The 22,124-nt window shown below is 62.9% G+C and carries 20 protein-coding genes, 1 tRNA gene and 1 pseudogene; 16 read left to right on the forward strand and 6 right to left on the reverse strand.

The window, feature by feature from the left end:
- Positions 1 to 21 precede the first annotated feature (21 nt).
- On the reverse strand, positions 22 to 96 hold the full coding sequence (locus HMPREF9153_RS12955) for a 50S ribosomal protein bL37 (RefSeq protein WP_369797015.1): 75 nt from the start codon (positions 94 to 96) through the stop codon (positions 22 to 24).
- A 181-nt stretch (positions 97 to 277) separates the two neighbouring features.
- Here HMPREF9153_RS12955 and HMPREF9153_RS08130 point away from each other — a divergent pair, with 181 nt between their 5' ends.
- Complete coding sequence (locus HMPREF9153_RS08130) at positions 278 to 1,753, forward strand: sensor histidine kinase (RefSeq protein WP_004811147.1); 1,476 nt, start codon at positions 278 to 280, stop codon at positions 1,751 to 1,753.
- A gap of 69 nt (positions 1,754 to 1,822) precedes the next feature.
- Here HMPREF9153_RS08130 and HMPREF9153_RS08135 read toward each other — a convergent pair whose 3' ends face one another.
- The gene (locus tag HMPREF9153_RS08135; protein ID WP_004811149.1) at positions 1,823 to 2,074 is read right to left on the reverse strand and encodes a WhiB family transcriptional regulator; all 252 of its coding nucleotides are present in this window, start codon (positions 2,072 to 2,074) and stop codon (positions 1,823 to 1,825) included.
- A gap of 278 nt (positions 2,075 to 2,352) precedes the next feature.
- Here HMPREF9153_RS08135 and HMPREF9153_RS08140 point away from each other — a divergent pair, with 278 nt between their 5' ends.
- Complete coding sequence (locus HMPREF9153_RS08140) at positions 2,353 to 2,751, forward strand: hypothetical protein (protein ID WP_004811151.1); 399 nt, start codon at positions 2,353 to 2,355, stop codon at positions 2,749 to 2,751.
- A gap of 48 nt (positions 2,752 to 2,799) precedes the next feature.
- On the opposite strand, the gene HMPREF9153_RS12335 is transcribed toward HMPREF9153_RS08140, so the two are convergent.
- The 4 genes from HMPREF9153_RS12335 to HMPREF9153_RS08160 form a co-directional block, all read right to left on the reverse strand.
- Positions 2,800 to 2,976, reverse strand: coding sequence for a DUF6104 family protein (locus tag HMPREF9153_RS12335; RefSeq protein WP_015582621.1), 177 nt, complete (start codon positions 2,974 to 2,976; stop codon positions 2,800 to 2,802).
- A 76-nt stretch (positions 2,977 to 3,052) separates the two neighbouring features.
- Positions 3,053 to 6,853 carry a multifunctional oxoglutarate decarboxylase/oxoglutarate dehydrogenase thiamine pyrophosphate-binding subunit/dihydrolipoyllysine-residue succinyltransferase subunit gene (locus tag HMPREF9153_RS08150; RefSeq protein WP_004811156.1) on the reverse strand — a complete coding sequence of 1,267 codons (3,801 nt, stop codon included), beginning with the start codon at positions 6,851 to 6,853 and terminating at the stop codon, positions 3,053 to 3,055.
- Positions 6,854 to 7,039: 186 nt separating this feature from the next.
- On the reverse strand, positions 7,040 to 8,269 hold the full coding sequence (locus HMPREF9153_RS08155) for a glycosyltransferase 87 family protein (RefSeq protein WP_036980113.1): 1,230 nt from the start codon (positions 8,267 to 8,269) through the stop codon (positions 7,040 to 7,042).
- Between the two features lie 148 nt (positions 8,270 to 8,417).
- Positions 8,418 to 8,489 (reverse strand) — tRNA-Arg (locus HMPREF9153_RS08160).
- 122 nt (positions 8,490 to 8,611) lie between these two features.
- Here HMPREF9153_RS08160 and lysA point away from each other — a divergent pair.
- The 14 genes and pseudogenes from lysA to atpE all read left to right on the forward strand — a co-directional run bounded on the left by lysA (position 8,612) and on the right by atpE (position 22,124).
- Positions 8,612 to 10,048 (forward strand): diaminopimelate decarboxylase, encoded by a 1,437-nt coding sequence (gene lysA, locus HMPREF9153_RS08165; RefSeq protein WP_004811161.1) that lies wholly within the window; start codon positions 8,612 to 8,614, stop codon positions 10,046 to 10,048.
- Positions 10,049 to 10,118: 70 nt separating this feature from the next.
- The gene (locus HMPREF9153_RS08170; RefSeq protein WP_004811163.1) at positions 10,119 to 11,444 is read left to right on the forward strand and encodes a homoserine dehydrogenase; all 1,326 of its coding nucleotides are present in this window, start codon (positions 10,119 to 10,121) and stop codon (positions 11,442 to 11,444) included.
- A gap of 2 nt (positions 11,445 to 11,446) precedes the next feature.
- Positions 11,447 to 12,517 carry a threonine synthase gene (gene thrC / locus HMPREF9153_RS08175; protein WP_370882832.1) on the forward strand — a complete coding sequence of 357 codons (1,071 nt, stop codon included), beginning with the start codon at positions 11,447 to 11,449 and terminating at the stop codon, positions 12,515 to 12,517.
- A gap of 10 nt (positions 12,518 to 12,527) precedes the next feature.
- Positions 12,528 to 13,418: a homoserine kinase gene (thrB, locus tag HMPREF9153_RS08180; RefSeq protein WP_004811167.1), complete on the forward strand. Its 891-nt coding sequence runs from the start codon at positions 12,528 to 12,530 to the stop codon at positions 13,416 to 13,418.
- 300 nt (positions 13,419 to 13,718) lie between these two features.
- Positions 13,719 to 15,620, forward strand: coding sequence for a transcription termination factor Rho (gene rho, locus HMPREF9153_RS11970; RefSeq protein WP_004811171.1), 1,902 nt, complete (start codon positions 13,719 to 13,721; stop codon positions 15,618 to 15,620).
- A 114-nt stretch (positions 15,621 to 15,734) separates the two neighbouring features.
- Positions 15,735 to 15,944 (forward strand): 50S ribosomal protein L31, encoded by a 210-nt coding sequence (gene rpmE / locus HMPREF9153_RS08190; protein WP_004811173.1) that lies wholly within the window; start codon positions 15,735 to 15,737, stop codon positions 15,942 to 15,944.
- 103 nt (positions 15,945 to 16,047) lie between these two features.
- Positions 16,048 to 17,136, forward strand: a complete 1,089-nt coding sequence (gene prfA / locus HMPREF9153_RS08195) for a peptide chain release factor 1 (RefSeq protein WP_021108440.1) — start codon at positions 16,048 to 16,050, stop codon at positions 17,134 to 17,136.
- Complete coding sequence (prmC, locus tag HMPREF9153_RS08200) at positions 17,133 to 17,999, forward strand: peptide chain release factor N(5)-glutamine methyltransferase (RefSeq protein WP_004811177.1); 867 nt, start codon at positions 17,133 to 17,135, stop codon at positions 17,997 to 17,999. Before prfA ends, prmC begins: the two co-directional genes overlap by 4 nt.
- Position 18,000: 1 nt before the next feature.
- A pseudogene (locus HMPREF9153_RS08205) lies at positions 18,001 to 18,781 on the forward strand (L-threonylcarbamoyladenylate synthase); the annotation flags it as partial.
- 206 nt (positions 18,782 to 18,987) lie between these two features.
- The gene (locus HMPREF9153_RS08210) at positions 18,988 to 20,091 is read left to right on the forward strand and encodes an MraY family glycosyltransferase (RefSeq protein WP_004811181.1); all 1,104 of its coding nucleotides are present in this window, start codon (positions 18,988 to 18,990) and stop codon (positions 20,089 to 20,091) included.
- A 291-nt stretch (positions 20,092 to 20,382) separates the two neighbouring features.
- Entirely contained in the window at positions 20,383 to 20,751 is a 369-nt protein-coding gene (locus tag HMPREF9153_RS08215; RefSeq protein WP_004811184.1) for a hypothetical protein, read from the forward strand.
- Between the two features lie 14 nt (positions 20,752 to 20,765).
- Complete coding sequence (locus tag HMPREF9153_RS08220) at positions 20,766 to 21,044, forward strand: hypothetical protein (protein WP_004811185.1); 279 nt, start codon at positions 20,766 to 20,768, stop codon at positions 21,042 to 21,044.
- Positions 21,041 to 21,817, forward strand: a complete 777-nt coding sequence (atpB, locus tag HMPREF9153_RS08225) for a F0F1 ATP synthase subunit A (protein WP_004811187.1) — start codon at positions 21,041 to 21,043, stop codon at positions 21,815 to 21,817. Before HMPREF9153_RS08220 ends, atpB begins: the two co-directional genes overlap by 4 nt.
- 85 nt (positions 21,818 to 21,902) lie before the next feature.
- Positions 21,903 to 22,124 carry an ATP synthase F0 subunit C gene (gene atpE, locus HMPREF9153_RS08230; protein WP_004811190.1) on the forward strand — a complete coding sequence of 74 codons (222 nt, stop codon included), beginning with the start codon at positions 21,903 to 21,905 and terminating at the stop codon, positions 22,122 to 22,124.

Here is a 22,124-nt window from a genome sequence, read left to right on the forward strand (position 1 = left end):
GGGCCTCGTCATCCCAAAAACTCAGGCGTTGGGACGCTTGCCGTGATTGGCGCCCTTCTTGCGACGCGCACGACGCTTACGACCAGTCTTGCCCATGGCGCTCTCCTTCCTGAGGGGTCATAAACCTCCCTACTGCTGAAGGAGGGTCCGCGCGGGTACGCGGCAACGACGATCAATTCTGCCGTATGGGGTGTGCCTGGCCCAAATCGAAACGCACATTGATCGACAAAATGGCACCGGGTGGAGCTGGTCCGATTCTGGTCACTAGAGTGACGGCATGCCTGCCATCAATCGCTTGGTCGCTGACCGGACTAGCCTCCCCGCCGCCGACATCGCGTGGCTCGAGGAACTTGTCGACGACTGGCAGATGCTCGCTGACACGTCCTTCTCGGATCTCATCCTGTGGGTTCCGGACAAGGATCCCAATGTGTTCTGGGCAGCCGCCCAGGTACGTCCCGACACCGGCCCGACGGCCCTGGAGGACGACGTCGTCGGCGAGTCGGTCTCCTACGACGACGAGAGCCTCGTCACCGAGGCGTTCATGAGCGCCGAGATGTGCGAGACCAGCGACAACAAGCTGTCGGCGGGTATTCCTGTGGACGTCTGGGCGATTCCCGTCATTCGTCATGACGATGTCATCGCCGTGGTCGAAAGACACACCAACCAGATGGGGGTGCGAGCTCCTGGAAGCACCGAGGACAACTACCTTGAGATTGCCGACATCCTGTCGGACATGCTTCACCACGGCCGGTTCCCGCTCTTCCCGGACTTTGACAGGGCTCTGGCGCCGAAGGTCACTGACGGGGTCATCCGGGTCGCATCCACGGGAATGGTGACCTTTGCCAGCCCGAATGCCCTGTCGGCCTTTCGACGCCTGGGCCTGACAGGAGACTTGGACGGCGAGTACTTCATTCCGACGGTTCGGGACCTGTGCCCCAAGGTGCGCGAGGTTGGTCAGTCCTTCACCCTTGATCTGGAGGGCCGCTGGCTTTCCGAGACCGATATTGAGAACTCCGAGGCGACCTTGCGTGCCCGCGTCATTCCGTTGCAGACCTGGCTGGATGACGTCGAGGTCTCGGCAGGAACGATGATTCTCATCCGCGACCTCACCGAGTTGCGGGACCGAGATCGTCAGCTCGTCACCAAGGACGCCACGATCCGCGAGATCCATCACCGGGTGAAGAACAACCTGCAGACCGTGGCAGCTCTCCTGCGTCTGCAGTCGCGGCGGATGAAGAATCCGGATGCCAAGGAAGCTCTCCGACAGGCCATGGGACGAGTCTCGGCCATCGCCGTGGTGCACGAGATCCTGTCGCAGAACTTCGAGGAGCAGGTGGCCTTCGACGAGGTTGCCGATCGCATTCTCCACATGGTTGGAGACGTCGCGGCATCTTCAGGGTCCGTGGCGGCACGGCGTGAAGGGACCTTCGGCAGTGTTCCTGCCGAGACCGCCACAGCCTTGTCCTTGGCAACGACGGAGCTGTGCCAGAACGCCATCGAGCACAGCTTGGATTCCTCGTCGGGAAACGTCATCGTGCGTCCCTACCGCACCGAGGATTCGCTGGTCGTCGACATCGTCAATGACGGAAGCCTCCTGCCGGAGGGATTCTCACTCGACCAGCACCGCAGCTCCTTGGGGCTGTCCATCGTCACGACGTTGGTCCAGGACCTCGGTGGAACCTTCACCCTCGAAAACAATCCCGACGGCGTGGGAACCTGCGCCAAGCTCATGATTCCGCTTGACCGGTTATGAGTATGAGACGTGACCGATGGTTTCCCCGGAACGGATCCGAATGATTCCGGGCTGCCTGTCCGAGGTGAGTCAGGAACGACGAACGCGGGAGCGGGACTGACGACGCTTGATCGCGCGCCTCTCATCCTCGCTCATGCCGCCCCACACACCGTGATCCTGGCCGGCTTCCAGAGCCCAGGCCAAGCACTCGGCGCGAACCTCGCACCGGGCACAGACCTCCTTCGCCTCCTCGATCTGGGCAAGGGCCGGACCAGTGTTCCCAATCGGGAAGAACAGCTCGGGATCCTCACTCAGGCAGGCAGCCCTGTGGCGCCAGTCCATGCCTCTTCGACTCCTTCTCCCCAGCGCAACCCGGGGCACGTGTGATGTGCGGGTGGATAACCCGTCATGCCGTACGACCGACGAGTGGCCGTTCGGCGGGCAACCATGAAAGTCTGGCAACCGTCGAATGTTTTGGCAAGAGCATCCACCGAAGGACGAACATCCTCCCACGAATCGCTCGGACACAATGAACGTCGGTCCAGGCGAGGACGCTTCGAGTAGTTCGCGGCCAGTTCGATTATGATACGTCGTCGGTTCATCCGTGCAGGAGCAAAACAATGATTCCGTCAAGTGAGCAGGATTCACGATCGTCTGCGTTGCGCGGCGGCATCCCGGTATCGGTCCTGGTCGCGGTGGTGGCGACCTGGATCTGCGCGATTGCCCTCCTCGTGGTGGCCATCGCGGTCATGGTGAGTGGTCGCGACGTCTTCAGTGCCGGAGTAGGCACGATGCTCATCATCTATGCCGCTCTCGTCGTGCTGGTCGGGTGGATGGCCGTGAAGGGACGACCGTCGGCGCAGGGGCTCATGGTCGCCAGCGGTCTGCTACACGTCGTTGTTCTGGTATCACTGCAGCGTTCAGGTGGCCCGGTGTGGTTCTGGATCCTGGCCGTCATCCCGGCCGCGGCTGTCATGGCTTCCTTGTTGCCACGGTCGCGGGCCTGGCTGCGGGACTGATTGCCCCGCAGCCAGCCGTCACCGCATCGGTTCCGGGCTCGTGGTGACTCAGTCGTCCTCGTCGTCGAGTCGGGCGAGGAAGGTGGCCAGGCGCTCAACGGGGACTTCGAACTCCGGGTTGAGGTCGACGAAGTGACGTAGCTCGTCGGCCAGCCACGCGACGGTGAATTCCTCGTCTCCGCGACGATCTTCCAGTTCCTCAATGCCCCTGTCGGTGAAATACATGGGCACAATAATGCACCACAGCATGCGCCATGGCGCCACCCCACGAGGGATGGCGCCATGGCGGTGATTGGGCGGATCAGGCCATGGCCTTCTCGAGCAGCTCCTGCTCCTCGCGGACATGCACACTGTGCTGGCCCACTGAGGGAGCCGAGGACGGCGGACGTGTCACGGCGGTCAGGCCATCGAAGAAGCCAGGCAGCTTGTCGGACATCGCCTGGGCCAGGTGAGTGAGGATGTAGTACCAGGCACCCTGGTTTTCCGGCTCCTCCTGCACCCAACGAACGTCAGTGACGTTGCTGTAGGGCTCGAGTACCTCGGCCAGTTCCTTGTCCGGAAGCGGGTAGAGCCGCTCCAGCGGGATGATGGCCAGCTGACCGTCGAGCCCGGCGGCCTTGCGCTGCTTGACGAGTTCCCAACGCACCTTGCCTGAGCAGAGGATGATCCTGGTGACGGCCGACGGATCAGTGATGGACGGATCGGGCAGAACCGGGCGCCACTTGCCAGTGGTGAACTCCTCCGGGTCAGAGGTCGCCATCTTGTTACGCAGCATGGACTTCGGAGTAGCGATGACGACCGGTCGGTGCCTGTTGACGTAGGCATGCTGACGCAGCAGGTGGCTGTAGCTCGCCGGGGTCGAGGGCTGGCAGACAGCCAGGGCTCCCTCACTGCACAGGTTGAGGAAGCGCTCCAGGCGGGCCGAGGAATGGTCCGGTCCCTGGCCCTCATAGCCGTGGGGGAGCAGCAGGACGACGCCGGACTTCTGCCCCCACTTCGAACCTGCCGAGGCGATGAACTCGTCAATGATCGTCTGGGCTCCGTTGACGAAGTCACCGAACTGGGCCTCCCACAGCACCAAGGAGTCCGGACGGGCGACCGAGTATCCGTACTCGAAGCCCATCGCCGCGTACTCGTTCAGCGGGGAGTCGAGGACGTCCAGGTGCGCCTGCTCGCCACCGAGGTGGTTGACGGGCACGTAGAACTCTCCGGTCGCACGATCTACCAGGGCCGCGAAGCGCTGCGAGAAGGTGCCGCGGCGGCTGTCCTGCCCGGCCAGGCGGACGTGGATGCCCTCACGCAGCAAGGAGCCCAGGGCGATCATCTCGCCGGTCGCCCAGTCGATCCCACCCTCTCGAATGTGCTTGGCACGACGCGTCATCTGAGGGGCAACCTTGGGATGGGCGTTGAAGGTCTCCGGCAGGTTCTCATGAGCCCGGGCGACGGCCTCCAAGGTGTCGGCCTCGACCGTGGTCAGATGCAGGCCACTGTGCTTGACCGGGTAGTCCGGAACGCCGCTGTAGGGCTCGGGCCTCGAGGTGGCCTCACGGACCTCCTTGAAAACCGTCTCGAGGCGAGACCGGAACTTCGACATCACGGCATGGGCGTCCTCGTCGGTGATGTCACCACGACCGATGAGGCTCTCGGTGTAGAGCTTTCGGGTCGAACGCTTCTCAGCGATGAGGTCGTACATGTGCGGCTGGGTGAAGCTGGGATCGTCACCCTCATTGTGGCCGCGGCGGCGGTAGCAGACCACGTCGATGACGACGTCACGGTGGAAGATCTGGCGATACTCGTAGGCAATACGAGCAGCGTGGACCACCGCGGCGGGGTCATCTCCATTGACGTGCAGGACCGGGGCCCCGACGGCCTTGGCAACGTCGGTGCAGTAGGTCGAGGAACGTCCGTCACGGGGCGAGGTGGTGAATCCGACCTGGTTGTCGACGATGACGTGGATCGTGCCACCGGTGCGGTATCCCTCGAGCTGGCTCATCTGCAGGGTCTCGTAGACGACACCCTGACCCGAGAAGGCAGCATCACCATGCATGAGGATTGGCAGGACCGGGAAGTTGTCCGGGTTGCCCAGAGCGTCGAGTTTGGCCCGGCAGATGCCCTCGAGGACAGGATCGACGGCTTCGAGGTGACTCGGGTTGGCGGCAACCGACGCCTTGATGGTGTTGCCGGAGGCTGCGGTGAACTCACCCTCGTCACCGAGGTGGTACTTGACGTCACCCGATCCCTGGGAGTTCACCGGCTCGGCATTGCCCTCGAACTCACGGAAGATCTGCCCGTAGGACTTGCCGATGATGTTGGCCAGCACGTTGAGACGACCACGGTGAGGCATGCCGATGCAGACCTCGTTGAGGCTGTCGTCGGCAGCCAGGTTGCACAGTGCGGCCAGCAGGACGATGGCCGACTCGCCACCCTCGAGGCTGAACCGCTTCTGACCGACGAACTTGGTCTGCAGGAAGGTCTCGAAGATCTCGGCCTCATTGAGCTGGTCGAGGATCTGCAGGTGCATCTCGCGGGAGAGGGGCTGGTGCTCCTTCTCGAAACGATCCTGGAACCACTTGCGCTGCTCGTGGTCAGCGATGTGCATGTACTCGATGCCCATCGTCGAGGCGTAGGAGTCACGCAGGATCGTGAGGATCTCACGCAGGGTCATGATGGCGCGACGCTGCCCGGCGAAGTTCGCGATCGGGAAGGTGCGGTCCATGTCCCACAGGGTGAGGCCGTGGCTGTTGAGCATGAGGTCGTGGTGGAACCGCGGCCGGTACTCGATGGGATCGATGTCGGCGGACAGATGGCCGAAGCGACGCCAGGAGTCGATGAGTTCGATGACGCGAGCCTGTTTGCCGACCTGGTCGGGGCGGTTGGCCTGACGGTCGCTCGCCCACTGGACCGGAGCGTAGGGGATACGCAGGGATTCGAAAATGTTCTCGTAGAAGCGATCAGCACCCAGGAGCAGCTGGTGCATGCGACGCAGGAATTCGCCGGACTGGGCGCCCTGGATGATGCGGTGATCGTAGGTAGAGGTGAGGGTCGTCACCTTGGAGATGCCCAGCTCCGCCATACGGGTGGGGGAGTTGCCCTGGTAGGCAGCTGGGTAGTCGATCGATCCGACGCCGAGGATCATGCCCTGACCAGGCATGAGGCGGGCAATGGAGTGGTTGGTGCCGAAACCGCCGGGGTTCGTCAGGGAGGCCGTGACTCCCTTGAAGTCCTCGATGGTCAGCTCATTGGTGCGACCCTTGCGGACGATCTCTTCGTAGGCACGCCAGAAGTCGAGGAAGTCCATCTGCTCGGCGCCCTTGATGGCGGGCACCACGAGTTTGCGGGAGCCGTCCTTGTTGACGACGTCTATGGCCATGCCGAGGTTGATCTGATGGTTCTCGATGAGGTGAGGCTTGCCGTCGATCTCCGCATAGGCGTTGTTCATCGCCGGAACGGTCTTGAGTGCCTGCACCATCGCATAGGCGAGGATGTGGGTGAAGGAGATCTTGCCGCCCTTGGCCTTGCGAAGGAAGTTGTTGATCATTGTGCGCTGCTCGATGACGAGCTGCATCGGCACGTCACGCACCGTGGTGGCCGTCGGCATGGTCAGCGACTGATCCATGTTCTTGGCGGTGCGCATCGGCGCACCCTTCATCTTCGTCACCGTGGGCTCGACGGTTTCCAGCTTGGCGCTGTGACGCGGGGCGTCAGCCGTCAGAAGAGGACGGGCAGGCTCGCGGGAAGTCTTTGATGGTTCGGGCTTCGATGCCATGTCCTTGACCTTCGGTGTCGGGGTGGGGGCGGTTGATGCAGCGGGTTTGGGAGCCGGCTTGGCTTCGGCCTTCGCAGCCGGAGCAGGCTTCTGATTGGCGACGGGATTAGGAGCCGGTTCAGGCTTGGGATCCTGACGAGCGGGCTGTTCGCCGACTGCCGATCCAGTCACCTCATCGGACGCCTGGGCCGCCTCGTGGTGAAAAAATGTGGCCCAAGCAGGATCGACCGAACTCGGATCATTCTGGTACTGGTCACGCATCTCCTCGATGAGCCAGTCGTTGGCTCCAAAATCAGCAGAGTTGTTGGACTTGTCGTGTGGGGCGGGACTCACCACTGCCTTCTTCCGTCAAACCGTCGTGTCAAGCACTCGCGGAACCTCTGGAAAGGCCCTCCGAGCTGCGCTGCTCTGTCTGTGTCCATGGACCCAGACGTGATGATCGTAGCCGGATTGACCAGGCCATCCCAACAATTTGGGCACATCGGGAAACACTCATCCCCGATCACCAAAATGTGATATTGGTCACCGCTCGTCCAGAGTAGCGTGGACTGGTTTCGTCGGGGCCGATGTCGGCTGGGCGGGACGGTGCATGCGGAGGCTCGCGACGAACGCAACAACACAAGCCACGAAGGTCACGATGGTCATGGCGTTGCGGCTGACCAGGAGACTCGTGCTGATGCGACTGGGAGGCGAGCCGATGATGCCAGGGTAATTCAGTGGGTATACCTGCTGCGTCAAGAAAGCCGTGATGAGAAGGAACATTGCGGCGGTCCAGCACCATGTCTGGGCCCAGGACAGGGTGTTCGGATTGGGAGGGTTCTCAGAGGTGTTCTCACCAGAGACTCGATCGAGGACCATGGCGGCTGGCGCAGCCCACCACACGAAGTACTGGGGGGACAACGTCTTGTTGGCGATGATGAGAGCGCCGATGATGACGAGATCAGCCAGCACCGCGCTGCGGTGGTCAAGACCGTTGCGTCGCCACGAGAGAAGGGCCACCCCGATCGCCAGTGCCACGGTGAGGGCCATGAGGATGGTCGAGAGTGATTGCCACGTAGACGCGCCCGGGCCAAAGATCTCGAAGGCGTTGTACTTCGACATCTCAACCTTGTAACCACCGTCGGGATTCTTGAAGTGTTGGTACACGGGAACGGTGGCGGGTACGGATTCGACTTGAAGCCCCCGGCCCGACTGCCACGTCAATGGGGACACGAGGCGGCCCCATCCACCGTCCAGCAACGAGGCCAGTGCGAGTGCAACACCAGTCGCGCCGAATGCGATCAGGCGTCGGATGGCTGCCTTGTGCCGGGAAATCATGGGAAGGATGAGAAGGGCCGGCCACAACTTCACCGCGGCGCCCAAGGCGATCATGACGCCACACGCGGCCTGGTGACGGCGGTACCAGAGAGCTGCCAACCCCATGCAAACGGCGGGCACCATGTCGAAGCGATTCCACATGATGGGTCCGAGGAATGGCACCAGGACGATCCACCACAGAGCGCCGGCTCGGTGGCCGTGGATCCACATGGCGACAGCAAGCAGTGCGTCAAGCAGCAGCATCGTCGTGGCGAATGCCGGTATGAAGTAGGAGTCACCGGCAGACCAGTGCAAGGCACGCAGGAACCACACGACAGGAAGCGGGTATTCCGGAAGAACCACTGGATCGGGCTGTCCGCCCTGCATCCACCACAGGTAGTACTGCACATCCCCGGTGATGTAGTTCGACGAGGGTTTGATGAAGACATGGAGCATGGTCATGCGTCCGACAACCCACAGCATGATGGCACCGGCCCCGGAAAACAGGGCGGCTCGTGATCTCTGACGAGGGGATTCGGTGTCAAGGGCTCGCACGATGTGAAACCCTACCCGGTCACTGGTGTCTCGCTGCGTCACTGGTGGGCGCTCCCGGAGGGATTCGAACCCTCGCTCCCGCCTCCGGAGGGCGGTGCTCTATCCCCTGAGCTACGGGAGCCGATGGGTCCGTGGACCCCGACCGTCCATCGACTTTAGCGCACTGGTGGGATGATGCGCCATTCATGGCCACGGACGTGGACACCCGCCGGCCCTGTCGTCACCCTCTGGCAAGGTGGAACCATGACGCACATGCACGTTGCCGGCTCGGTCCATGCCGATGTCGCGGCTGCCGGCCCTCAGTGGCTGACCCTGCCCGATGACGTCAATGCCCTGGATCCTGCGCTCTGGTCCGGGTCAGCGGGACGTGGACATGACGGAATTGTCGACGTCGCAGGCGTCTCCGTGACAGACCTCCTGGCCGAGTACGGTTCCCCCCTCTACGTCCTCGACGAGGCTGACTTCCGCCAGCGCGCCCGGACCTTCCGCGACGCTTTCGCAGGCTGGGACGTCTATTACGCAGGCAAGGCCTTCTTGACGCGCACCGTCGCCTCCTGGATCGACGAGGAGGGCCTCTGTCTGGACACCTGCACCGGTGGAGAGCTCATCACGGCTCTCCAAGGCGGAATGGATCCTGCACGCATTGGCCTGCACGGGAACAACAAGTCCATCGACGAGCTCAAGCTGGCTCTCAGCGTCGGGGTCGGGCGTATCATCGTCGACTCGCTGGACGAGATCACCCGTATCGAGAAGCTGTGTCGAGAGACCGGTTGGCACGCCCGAGTCATGGTGCGTGTCACTGCGGGCGTCGAGGCTCACACCCACGAGTACATCGCCACCGCACATGAGGACCAGAAGTTCGGTTTCTCGATCACCAATGGTGCAGCCATGGTGGCCATGGTGAGGTGCCACACCAGTGACGTCATTGACCTGCAGGGCATTCATTCCCACATCGGCTCCCAGATCTTCGACACCGCGGGTTTCGAGGTGGCGGCTCGTCGCACCATGAAACTGCTTGAACAGTTCCGGCAGGCCACCGGCACTGCCCTGCCGGAACTCGACCTCGGTGGCGGATTCGGCATTGCCTACACCAACCAGGACTCTCCGGCCACCGTTGAGAGCCTGGCTGCTTCCCTGCGGGAGATCGTCACCCTTGAGGCCCGGGGGAGGGGACTGGAGGTTCCCCACATCTCCCTGGAGCCTGGTCGTGCGATCGTCGGGCCGACGACGATGGCCCTGTACACCGTCGGCACCGTCAAGCCAGTGGACCTGGACACCGGCGCCCAACGGATCTACGTGTCGGTTGACGGCGGCATGAGCGACAACATTCGTCCCGCGCTTTATGCTGCGGAATACTCTGCCGTCATCGCCAACCGTGCCTCGACCGTCACTCCGGTGCTGTGCCGCATCGTCGGAAAGCACTGCGAGGCCGGCGACATCCTGGTCCGCGACGTGTACCTCCCCGGTGACGTGTCCCCGGGCGACGTCATCGCAGTTCCTGGTGCCGGCGCCTATTCAAGGTCCATGGCATCGAACTACAACCATGTGCCGCGACCAGCCGTCGTCCGCGTCGGTATCGGAGACCACCCGGACACATCGGTATTGCTGCGACGGGAGAGCATTGACGATCTGCTGTCCCTGGACCCGGGCCCGGTCACGTCCGAGGTGCAGTGGCCGTGATAGATCACAGAAGCACACGGCCCAGGGCCCTTGACCAACCATCAGCTGATAACAACGAGATGAGGACGAGATGACGAACACCACCGGTCCCGCGTCAGCCCAGCCGATCCGCGTGGCCCTCCTGGGGTGCGGGGTCGTGGGCTCCCAGGTGGCCCGCATGATTGAGTCCCGCAGTGACGACGTCGCGGCTCGGGTGGGCCGTCGTGTCGAGCTTGCTGGCATCGCTGTCGCCCATCCTGATCGCCCCCGTCAGGGCCTTGACTCGCGGCTGTTCACGGATGACCCGACAGGGCTGGTCAACCGGGACGACATTGACATCGTCATCGAGCTCATTGGTGGCATCGACCCCGCGCGTCAGCTCCTGACGGCTGCCCTGGAGAAGGGACACTCCGTCGTCACTGCCAACAAGGCTCTGCTGGCTACCCATGGCACGGAACTGCACGCGGTCGCCGAGGACCATGGCGTCGACCTCTACTACGAGGCCGCAGTGGCCGGAGCCATCCCGATCGTCAGGCCGCTGCGCGAGTCGCTTGTCGGTGACCAGATCACCCGAGTGATGGGCATCGTGAATGGCACGACGAACTACATCCTTGACCAGATGACGACCACGGGAGCAGGTTTCGACGACGCTCTGGCCCAGGCGCAGGCCAAGGGATATGCCGAGGCCGATCCGACCGCCGACGTCGAGGGATATGACGCCGCCGCCAAGGCGGCCCTGCTGTCCACCTTGGCGTTCCACACGCGCATGCGCGGCGACCAGGTGTACCGGGAGGGCATCACTGCCATCACTCGGGAGGACATTGCCGCCGCTCGGGACATGGACTGCGTCATCAAGTTGCTTGCCGTCTGCCAGGCCAGTCCTGACGGCATCTCTGCTCGCGTTCATCCGGCGCTGGTTCCTGCCGCCCACCCGCTGGGCGGAGTCTCTGGTGCCTTCAACGCTGTCTTCGTGGAAGCTCGCGAGGCTGGGCACCTGATGTTCCTCGGCCCGGGTGCGGGTGGCTCCCCGACGGCCTCCGCCGTGATGGGTGACCTGGTGACGGTGGCTCGTAACCTGGTTCGAGGAGTTGCCGGACCGCCTCAGGACGTCTACGGCGAGTTCCCGATTCTGCCCATCGCCGAGGTTCACACCAGGTTCCACCTGCGCCTGCAGGTACGCGACGAGCCTGGCGTCCTCGCCGAAGTCGCGAAGATCTTCGCGAGCCATGGCGTCTCCTTGCAGACCGTGCAGCAGTCGGCGGTAGAGGGCAATGACCGTGTCGACGGCTGGTCCGCGACCCTCAAGATCCTCACCCACGAGGCCCGAGAGTGCGACGTCAAGGAATGCGTCGACGAACTCACCGGACACCATTACGTCAACTCTGATCCCCGCGTCATCCGAGTGGAGGGAATGTGATCATGACCCGGCAGAAGTGTCCCTTCGGCGTCATCGAGAATTACCGAGACCGTCTCCCGATGGACGGTATCGACGAGATCGTCACTCTGGGGGAGGGATCCACGCCGTTGGTGCCGGCGCCGCGTCTGGGGGCCGAGCTCGACTCCTCGGTGTGGATCAAGGTCGAGGGTTCCAACCCGACCGGCTCCTTCAAGGACCGGGGCATGACGATGGCCATGACGAAGGCGCTTGCTGATGGTTCCAAGGCAGTCGTGTGTGCCTCCACGGGCAACACCTCGGCCTCGGCGTCGGCCTACGCGACCCGGGCTGGCATGACCCCAGTCGTGCTTCTTCCCCAGGGAAAGATCGCAGCTGGCAAGCTTGCCCAGGCCGTCGTCCACGGCGGTCGCATCATTCAGGTCCTCGGGAATTTCGACGATTGTCTTCGCATCGCTCGCGAGCTGGCCGAGAACTTCCCGGTGTCCCTGGTGAACTCGGTCAACCCGTACCGCATCGAGGGGCAGAAGACGGCCGCCTTCGAGATCGTCGACGTTCTCGGCGATGCCCCTGACATCCACGCCCTGCCTGTTGGTAACGCAGGAAACATCACCGCGTACTGGAAGGGCTACGGCGAGTACGCCGCTGACGGCCCTGCCAGCCACACCCCGAGGATGTTTGGTTTCCAGGCCTCTGGGGCCGCTCCGCTGGTACTCGGGCACGACGTCGACGATCCCGAGACGATGGCCACGGCCATTCGTATTGGTCGTCCGGCATCCGGCGATCTCGCCCTGGCCGCCCTCGATGAGTCGAACGGTCTCATCGAGGCCGTCACCGATGAGCAGATCCTCGACGCGCAGGCTTTCCTGGCAGCTCGCGAGGGTATTTTCGTGGAGCCGGCCTCAGCCACTGGTGTGGCCGGTCTTCTCAAGCTGAAGTCCGAGAGCCGTCTGGAGCCTGGTCAGCGCATCGTCATCACTGTGACGGGCAATGGCCTCAAGGACATTGACACTGCCCTGAGCCGCACCACCTTGTCGACCGAGGCCGTCGAGGCGTCGACCGACAAGGTCGCAGCTTTGCTGGATTTCCACTCCTGAGAGGTTGACGATGGCTGACAGCGTGCGGGTGCGTGTTCCTGCCACCTCGGCCAATCTGGGCCCTGCCTATGACTGCATGGGTCTGGCGTTGGACCTGTGGGACGAGGTCGGAGTCGAAGTCCTTGATCACCCCGGGGTGCAGATTGATGTGACGGGGGAGGGGGCCGACACTGTTCCGCATGATGAATCTCACCTTGTCGTCGCAACGTTGCGACAGGGGCTGGTGGAACTGGGTTACCCCCGCCCGGATGCTGGGTTGCACCTGACCGCTTTCAATGCCATTCCGCAGAGCCGTGGCCTTGGCTCCTCGGCCGCGGCAATCGTGTCCGGATTGGCCTTGGCCTGGGGACTGGCGTGTCCGGGAGTGCCGTTGGACCGCACCGAGCTACTGACGATGGCGGCTGCCATCGAGGGACATCCGGACAACGCTGCCCCGGCCATCCTCGGTGGGGCCCAGCTGGCCTGGTTGAGTGGGGGAGTCGTCAACCACATCGGGCTGGCCGTCAACCCGTCAATCATCTTCCGTGTCTTCGTTCCTGATCGCCATGTGCCTACCGCGCTGGCACGCCAGGTTCTTCCTGAGCAGGTTGACCGTGCCGACGCCGTGCAGCAAGTTCTGGCCGCGTCACTCCTCGTCACGGCCCTGACGACCTCGCCAGAGCATTTGTTGGCCGCCACTCAGGACTGGCTGCATCAGCCTTACCGTCGCACTCTCATGCCAGAGTCAGCTGCGCTCATGGACGCTTTGCGCGACCGTGGTGTTGCCACCGTCATTTCCGGCGCCGGACCCACCGTCCTGGCCCTGGGCGCCCGTGATCAGTTCGAGGGAGCCTGGGACGTCGACACCACTGGTTTCGTCGTCCACGATCTTGTTCTCGGAGAAGGCGTTCATCTCCTCTGACGCGTTGTGTGAATGCGATCCGCTTCGTGCGTTATAGTGGTGACGCAAGCGCGCTCGATGCGCGCAATTCCCCACTGACGACCGAATCGTGGTCCCTGTGCCACAGTCCCGTTCGTGGGGACCATGTCCTCGGCGTTCGAGGGCCTCGAACGCCACACCATGGCCGAGAGTCTCGCTCAGCAGACCATCTCGGATCCCCGTGGTGTCAGCCGCCCGACCCATTGTCGATTCCGACGGCAGGCCCGATGAAACCTCGCCCGCCGGAAGTTGCACCGGCCGGGGCAGTTCGAAGGGACTTACGTGACTCAAACCTCACAGCCGGGTGGATCCTCGGATCTGTCCACGAAGTTGCTGCCCGAGCTTCGATCCATCGCCATCCAGATGGGTATCAAGGGAGCTCGCAGTATGCGCAAGGCTGACCTCGTGGCCGCCATCTCTGACGGGGGATACCCAGGAACTGGGAAATCCGGCCCTCGTCGTGATGGTGGTCTAGCGCTCCACACTTCCGGTGAGGGGGACGATACCCGTCCGCAGCGCACCCGTCGTCGCCGCGACAATGGCTCGACTGATCCCGAGTCGCGCTCCTCTGAGGGCGAAAGGACCCCGTCGGTCGGTGACCTTCTCGACGCCGCAGAAGTGCAGAAACGTGCCGACAAGGTGCCGACGCAAGAAGACGGGGGTCAGCGTGGCGAGGACGGCACCAACGACCGTCCGCACCGTGACGATGGCGACCGTGGCGGCACAGGAGACTCGCCGCGTCGTCGGGCTCGCAACACCTCCCGTGAGAATTCCAACGGCAATTCCGGCGACGATGTCAACGACGAGGTTGGTGCCCGGTTGGAGGCACTGTCCCGCGGGAAGAATGGCGAGCGTCCCCAACTGAATCGCGGCAGCCAGCGTGACCGCAACAACAATGACTCGAATCATGAGTCTGACGATGACTACGGCCGCTCTTCGGAATACGGCAATGGTGGTCGCCGCTCTCGCCGCCGCCGTCAGCGCGATCGACAGAATCGTCGCAAGCGTTCCAACGAGCGTTACTCCGATTCCGAGCCGAATGTCCGCGAGGATGACGTCCTCGTGCCGTGCTCCGGCATTCTCGACATTCGTGACCAGTACGCTTTCGTGCGCACCTCGGGATACCTGCCTGGCTCGAACGATGCCTATGTCTCGATGGCCATGGTCCGTCGCCATGGGCTGCGCAAGGGCGACGTCATTGTCGGTCAAATGCGTGCACACCGCGAGGGGGAGCGGCGTGAGAAGTTCGCACCTCTGGTCAAGATCGAGCAGGTCAACGGCGCGGATCCTGAGCAGATGAAGCAGCGTCCCGAGTTCTCCAAACTCACCCCGCTGTACCCGCAGGAGCGCCTGCGCCTCGAGGATGATCCCAAGAACATGACCGGCCGCATCATCGACCTGGTCAGCCCGATCGGCAAGGGCCAGCGCGGCCTCATCGTCTCGCCTCCGAAGGCTGGCAAGACGATGATCATGCAGTCGATCGCGAACTCGATCACCAAGAACAATCCTGAGGTTCACCTCATGGTGGTGCTGGTCGACGAGCGTCCCGAGGAGGTCACCGACTTCCAGCGCACCGTCAGTGGTGAGGTCATCGCGTCGACCTTCGACCGTCCTGCCGACGACCACACCCAGTTGTCCGAGTTGGCCATTGAGCGGGCCAAGCGTCTGGTGGAGCTCGGCCACGACGTCGTCATCCTGCTGGACGGCATCACCCGTCTGGGACGTGCCTACAACCTGGCTGCCCCTGCTTCGGGACGAATCCTCTCCGGCGGTGTCGACTCCGCGGCTCTCTACCCGCCCAAGAAGTTCTTCGGTGCCGCCCGAAACATTGAGCACGGCGGATCCCTGACGATTCTTGCCACCGCGCTCGTCGAGACCGGCTCCAAGATGGACGAAGTCATCTTCGAGGAGTTCAAGGGCACCGGCAACATGGAGTTGCGTCTGCGCCGTGAGTTCGCCAACAAGAGGCTCTTCCCGGCCATCGACGTCGACGCATCGGGTACCCGTCGCGAGGAACTGCTGCTCTCGCGCGAGGAGACCGCGATCATGTGGAAGCTGCGACGCGTTCTCTCCGGCCTGGAAGACTCCCAGGCCCTCGAGATGATGCTCTCGAGGCTGCGCAAGACTCAGACCAACGTCGAGTTCCTCTACACGATCTCGAAGACGACTCCCAGCCAGGACTGACGTCGTCAGGTGGACTGGTGCCGGCCGTTCGGTGTATCGTCGAACGCTGGTTCCGGTTCACGTCCGCATGATCAGTCGGGCGACCCGGGGCACGTTTGATTAAGGAGATCACATATGAAGCAGGGAATTCATCCCGAATACCACGAGACGACCGTGGTGTGCACCTGTGGGAACACCTTCACCACCCACAGCACCTCGAAGTCCGGCACCCTCAATGCCGACGTCTGCTCGAAGTGCCACCCGTTCTACACCGGTAAGCAGAAGATCCTCGACACCGGCGGCCGCGTCGCCCGGTTCGAGCGCCGCTACGGCAAGAAGAACTGACGTCGTCCATCAATGACGTATCACCATGACGCCGGGCTGATGCTCGGCGTCATGGTCTTTTCAGGGGTCTCGTGTGGTCCCGACACGGTTGGCCAGGAGGGTCATGAGCGAATCGACGCAGCAAGCGGTTGACGAGGTTCGTCGTCATCTGCGGGAGATCGAGATTCAGCTCGCCGATCCACAGGTGCTGTCCGACCCGGTTGCGATGGGACGACTGGGCAAACGCCATTCGCGCCTGCGCCACGTCGTGTCGGTGGCCGATCGCGTCGACCACCTGGCAGCAGACATCCAGGCCGCGGAGGATCTCGCTGACGAGGATCCCGCCTTCGCGCAGGAGGCCGACGCGTTACGAAACCAGCTCAAGACTGTCAACGGTGAACTGACCGAGCTGCTGGCTCCCTCGGATCCCCTTGACCAAGAGGACGCCCTGGTCGAGATCCATTCCGGCGAGGGTGGCGAGGAGTCCGCCCTGTTCGCCGGCGACCTGCTACGGATGTACACCCGCTATGCCGAGAGGGTTGGCTGGTCGATTCGTGAACTCACCAGCGAGCTGACCGATCTCGGTGGTTATCGCTCCGTCGTCGTTGCCGTCGAGGGGGTTCCGTCACGCCCGGCTTACGGTTATCTCAAGCACGAGGGCGGTGTTCACCGGGTTCAGCGGGTACCGGTGACGGAATCCGCTGGACGTATTCACACCTCGGCGGTCGGTGTCCTCGTCATGCCTGACGTCGACGAGACCGAGGTGGACATTGATCCTGCCGACGTGCGCGTCGACGTGTACCGTTCGTCAGGCCCCGGCGGCCAGGGGGTCAACACCACCGATTCCGCAGTTCGTCTCACCCACCTTCCGACCGGCATCGTTGCCAGTTGTCAGAATGAACGCAGCCAGCTGCAGAACAAGGCCGAGGCCATGCGGATGCTACGCGCCAAGGTCGCCGCACTGGCTGCCCAGCAAGCTGCCGACGAGAACGATCGCATGCGTCGGGACCAGATCCGTACCGTCGACCGCTCGGCGCGGGTGCGTACCTACAACTTTCCGGAGAATCGGCTCACCGATCACCGCATCGGCTACAAGTCCCGCAAACTTGACCAGATCCTCGCGGGTGATCTCGGCGAGGTCCTTGACGCCCTCCACGCTAACGAGGTGAGCCGGCGGATGGCTGATCGTCGTGATGGGCAGGAAGCATCATGACGGATCCCACCCCCTCACTTCTCCTGGCGCGAGCCACCCGGCAGCTGACCAGCGGAGGTATCGAGACCCCAGCTGCTGACGCACGGATGCTGCTGTGCGAGGCCCTTGACGTCCAACCCGCCAAACTCATCTTCGTGTCGAGCGTGAGCCCTCATGATGAGGATCGGTTCAACGAGATGGTGGAGCGACGTCGATCCGGGGAACCGACTCAGTACATCGTCGGGCATGCCTGGTTCCGCGGTCTGCGCCTGGACGTGGGCCCAGGAGTCTTCATTCCTCGGCTGGAAACCGAATTGGTGACCGAATGCGCCGTCGACGAGGCACGGCGCCTCGTCATGGCAGGATCTGCTCCGAGCGTCATTGATCTGTGTGCGGGCACCGGCGCCATCGCGCTCGCGATTGCCAACGAGGTACCAGGAGCTCGTGTCAGCGCGGTCGAACTCGACGAGGCTGCCTTGGTGTGGACTCATCGGAACCTTGCCGATACCGGGGTGGAGGTTCTTGCCGGGGATGCCCTCGAGGCTCCAGATGATGGGCGTCGCTTCGATGTCGTCGTCACCAACCCGCCGTATCTGCGACGTGTTGATGCCCCAGTTATGCCTACTGACGTCACGGACCACGAACCCGACCTCGCACTGTTCTCCGGGGATGACGGGTTGGACCTTCCACGTCGTCTCATCGACCGTGCCGCACAGCTACTCGTGCCGGGGGGTCTGTTCGTGATGGAGCACGACGACACTCAGCGCGAGGCCCTGACCGGGTGCATGGCAATGGCGGCGCAGTGGGACGAGATCGAGGACCATGATGATCTCGCAGGTAGGCCGAGGTTCGTCACGGCTCGACGACGGTGCAAGGATGTATGACATGGATGAGACTGACCAGACGACGGTCGAGGACAATGAGCTGACGGAGGACATTGACGTTGAGTCGACCGATACCGACAGTCAGTCCGAGCCCGTCGAGGCCGTGGCCGAGACCGAGGACACCGGGATCACCCCGCTCATACTCGACGTCGTGAATCCGGCGACCTACGAAGAGGCTCTGGAACAGGCAGCTGACGCCATCGCCGACGGTGAGTGCATCGTCTTGCCGACCGACACCGTTTATGGGATCGGTGCTGATGCTCTCAATTCCTTGGCCGTTCAACGTCTTCTCAACGCCAAGGAACGCGGTCGCGACATGCCGCCGCCAGTCCTCGTCAGTGATTCGGTCGCCTTGCCTGCTTTGTGCCAGCACATTCCGGTCGCGGCGGAGGCTCTCGCGGAGAAGTACTGGCCAGGTGGTCTGACTCTCATCCTGCGTGCTCAGGAGTCCCTCGGGATGGATCTGGGGGAGACCAACGGCACCCTCGCCGTGCGCGTTCCCGACCAGGATCAGACCCGTGAGTTGTTGCGTATGACGGGCCCGATGGCGGTCTCGAGTGCGAACAAGTCCGGACATCCGGCCGCGCTGACGGCTCAGGAGGCCGCCAATCAGCTCGGCGTCACGGTTGCGGTGTATCTGGATGCCGGCCCGAGTCGGGTGGGAGAGGCCTCCACCATCATCGACTTCGTGTCGACCACTGACGGCAAGGTCGTTCGCCAGGGAGCGTTGTCCTTGGAAGCCATCCATGAGGTGGCTCCCGATGTCGTCGGGATGGAGGAGTCCGAGGATGAGGCCGCTGAGGAGGACGTCCGCAAGGCCGAAACAACTCCGTCGGACGAGCCCAGTCCAGAGGGCCCGACAGAGTCTCCGACCTCCACGACCGATGATGTCGTACCTGCCGAGGAGACCGAACAGATCGCTCAGGGCGCAACTGCTGCGGACACCGATGCCCCAGTCACGCCGACTGACGAGAACTGACCTGCGAACATGCGGGAGTACATCCTGGTGATGCTGACATCAGGCCTGACGACCTATTTGTTGTCGGGCCTGTGCCGGCAAGCTGCCCTGAGGTGGGGGGCTGTCGCCAAGGTGCGCGCGAGGGACGTGCACACCAGGCCCATACCCTACTTCGGAGGGGTGGCCATGCTCGGTGGAGTGGCACTGGCATGCCTGCTGGCGCGAAACATGCCTTTCCTGGGGCGTCACCTCCTGGTGGCCGACGATGCCCTGACGATCTGCGTCGCTGGGGCCGTCATCTGCGCCGTGGGTGTCCTTGACGACCTGCTTGACTTACCTGCCCTGGCGAAAGCAGCAGGGCAGGTGCTGGCGGCCGGAATCGTCGTCACAGGTGGTGTCCGAATGTTCTGGATCCCGCTGCCCAACTCGATCATCGCCCTGGGGACGCCCACATCGATCCTCGTCACGGTCTTCTTCATCGTGTTGTGCGCCAACGCGGTGAACTTCATCGATGGACTGGACGGATTGGCCTCTGGTGTCGTCGCCATCGGGTCTCTCGCCTTCTTCTCCTACACCTACCTGCTGGCCCACGAGCAAGATTTTGTGGTGGCGACGACGACGAGCCTCATCACCGCTGCGACTGCGGGAGCCTGTATGGGATTCCTGCCTCACAACTGGCATCCCGCGAAGATGTTCATGGGGGATTCGGGGGCCTTGCTGCTGGGTTTGCTGCTCGCCACCTCCACGATTTCCCTCACCGGGCAGATCGACTCCACGGCCTTGACGGCACAGGGTGGCGGATTGGTGCCCGCCTACCTCCCGATCATCGTCCCGCTCATGGTGCTCGCGATTCCCGTCCTCGACCTCGTCATGGGATACGTCAGGCGAACTTGGCGGGGAACCTGGTTCTTCGTCGCCGACAAGCAGCACCTTCACCACCGCCTCCTGCAGCATGGTCACTCCCACATTCGAGCCGTCTTGCTGATGTATCTGTGGACCACCGTGTTGACCTTCGGGACGGTGTTCATCGGCCTGGAGAGGACCTGGTGGGCGGTTGTCATCGTCATTGCGGGACTCGTCATGTGCGTGCTCCTGACCATGGCGAATTCGCGACATCCGGCTGCCGAGGCCTGAGATTTCGACGCCATCGCGCGTTGTGTGTTACGTTTCTCACCGAGGGCAACCTCGCAGGGCCAATCACTCGACTCACAGCGTAGCGTTGTCGAGTTCTGGCGGCCTGAATCACCATCACTGGATCCATCGGTCATGACGTCGGGGAGGGATGACGAGATGACGAGTCTCGCCATGACTGGTCCCAGGCATACTCCTGTGGCTGGCTCTGCTCCCGTGACCTCTCACGTGCTGTCACGCATTTACCGAAGCGGCTTGGTCTGGGCCACTGCATGTGGGCTTCTTGTCACTACGGTGGCGACGGTTGGCGTCACTCCCCATCTGGCTTCCGCTCTCAGTGGTCTGGCCGGCACCGCAGCTGCCGTTGTCTTTCTGGCTTGTGGACGCGGAGTCCACCTGTTGAACCGCAGTGGATCCTGGATCCTGGGAGTAGGGCTCTTCATCATCCAGATCGCCGTTCTTGGTGGTCTCGGCGCACTCCTGGCTCAGTACCACACGGGCCTGCTCCCGATCCCGTGTGCGGCAGCGATCGTCGCCGTTTCCCTCGCGTGGATCGTCGGTGTTGTCGTCGCTGGACGACGTCCCCAACGCATTTATGAAGACCCGCAGGATCATGATTCCTCCAGTGCCGAAACTCGTCGGACCGACGGAGCTCGACGATGAGCACTGACAGGCCTATGGCTGCTAGAGTCAGCCTGGATATGGGCACGAACTCGATGACGCGAACGAGCACCAGCTCCACGCCGTCCTCCAGCGACGACGCCTGGGGCGTCCTGAGCTACGTCCTGGCGGGCATGCTCTTCTACGGTGGCATCGGGTGGCTGTTGGCCAGCCACTTCCACCAGATGTGGATCTTCGTCGTCGGCATGGTTGTCGGACTCGCGGCGAGTGTCTACCTCATCGTCAAACGGTACGGAACCGTGCCTGAACAGAACAACGACCGGGAGGGTCAGTGAACGGGATCGTGTCTCCCCTGGAGTTCCACACTCCGGGGCTTGAGGACTTCGAGTTCGACGGGACTCTCGGGGCGGCTTGGATGGACAAACCGTTCTGGCAGGCGATCATCGCCTTCGTCATCGTCATCGCTTTCTGGCTGTGGATGAGCAGTGGCCTCAAGGTCGTTCCCGGCAAGCGCCAGGTCTTCGGCGAGTACTGCTACAACTTCATTCGCAACGCGCTGGTGCGTGACACCATCGGTCATGGCTTCGAGCCCTGGTTGCCGTACTTGGTTGCGCTGTTCAGCTTCATCCTCATCAATAACTGGTTCGGCGAGCTCTTCGTCTTCATGTTCCCGACCTTCTCCCACGTCGGATACGTCTACGGTCTCGCGATCGTCTCGTGGTTCGTCTACGTCATCGCCGGCTTCAAGACCAAGGGCATCCGTTACCTCAAGGACTCGATGCTTCCTCCGGGCGTCCCGTGGTACCTGTGGTGGCTCATCATCCCGCTCGAGTTCCTGTCGAACTTCATCACCCGTCCGCTGACCCTGTCGTTGCGACTGTTCGCCAACATGTTCGCCGGCCACCTCATCATCATGATCTTCGTCGTCGGCGGCGGATTCCTTCTCACCTACCCCTCCAGCGTCATGTACAACATTGCTGGCGGTTTCTCCCTGATCCTCAGTTTCGCGCTCTTCGCGCTGGAACTGTTCGTGGGCTTCCTGCAGGCCTACGTGTTCACCGTGCTGTCGGCACAGTACGTGGCGTCCTCCATCTCCGAAGGACACTGACGGCACAACCCCCTAGACCTCGTCGTCAAACCGACCGGCGACGAAGACAACGCCCCACAAGGGGCACAATCCGGAAGGACACACCATGGTTCCCATGCTCATCGGTGGCTCGCTCAACTCCCTCGGCTACGGCCTGGCAACCCTCGGCCCGGCTCTCGGCGTGGCGTGGATCTTTGCGTCCGTCATCAATGGCACTGCTCGCCAGCCTGAGGCTCGTCCGGCCATGATGTCGACGGCATTCATCGGCTTCGCCGTGGTCGAGGCCCTCGCCCTGTTCGGCTTCGTGCTCGCCTTCATCGTTAAGTGA

This window comes from Cutibacterium avidum ATCC 25577, from assembly GCF_000227295.1.
GTDB classification, from domain to species: domain Bacteria; phylum Actinomycetota; class Actinomycetes; order Propionibacteriales; family Propionibacteriaceae; genus Cutibacterium; species Cutibacterium avidum.

Coding starts and splice junctions, on each gene's coding strand:
- HMPREF9153_RS08170 (WP_004811163.1), top strand. CDS start 10,119: ATGACGAACACCACCGGTCCCGCGTCAGCCCAGCCGATCCGCGTGGCC.
- HMPREF9153_RS08130 (WP_004811147.1), top strand. CDS start 278: ATGCCTGCCATCAATCGCTTGGTCGCTGACCGGACTAGCCTCCCCGCC.
- HMPREF9153_RS08155 (WP_036980113.1), bottom strand. CDS start 8,269: ATGCTCCATGTCTTCATCAAACCCTCGTCGAACTACATCACCGGGGAT.
- prmC (WP_004811177.1), top strand. CDS start 17,133: ATGACGGATCCCACCCCCTCACTTCTCCTGGCGCGAGCCACCCGGCAG.
- atpE (WP_004811190.1), top strand. CDS start 21,903: ATGGTTCCCATGCTCATCGGTGGCTCGCTCAACTCCCTCGGCTACGGC.
- HMPREF9153_RS08220 (WP_004811185.1), top strand. CDS start 20,766: ATGGCTGCTAGAGTCAGCCTGGATATGGGCACGAACTCGATGACGCGA.
- thrC (WP_370882832.1), top strand. CDS start 11,447: ATGACCCGGCAGAAGTGTCCCTTCGGCGTCATCGAGAATTACCGAGAC.
- lysA (WP_004811161.1), top strand. CDS start 8,612: ATGACGCACATGCACGTTGCCGGCTCGGTCCATGCCGATGTCGCGGCT.
- HMPREF9153_RS12335 (WP_015582621.1), bottom strand. CDS start 2,976: ATGTATTTCACCGACAGGGGCATTGAGGAACTGGAAGATCGTCGCGGA.
- HMPREF9153_RS08135 (WP_004811149.1), bottom strand. CDS start 2,074: ATGGACTGGCGCCACAGGGCTGCCTGCCTGAGTGAGGATCCCGAGCTG.
- HMPREF9153_RS08210 (WP_004811181.1), top strand. CDS start 18,988: ATGCGGGAGTACATCCTGGTGATGCTGACATCAGGCCTGACGACCTAT.
- prfA (WP_021108440.1), top strand. CDS start 16,048: ATGAGCGAATCGACGCAGCAAGCGGTTGACGAGGTTCGTCGTCATCTG.
- thrB (WP_004811167.1), top strand. CDS start 12,528: ATGGCTGACAGCGTGCGGGTGCGTGTTCCTGCCACCTCGGCCAATCTG.
- rpmE (WP_004811173.1), top strand. CDS start 15,735: ATGAAGCAGGGAATTCATCCCGAATACCACGAGACGACCGTGGTGTGC.
- HMPREF9153_RS08140 (WP_004811151.1), top strand. CDS start 2,353: ATGATTCCGTCAAGTGAGCAGGATTCACGATCGTCTGCGTTGCGCGGC.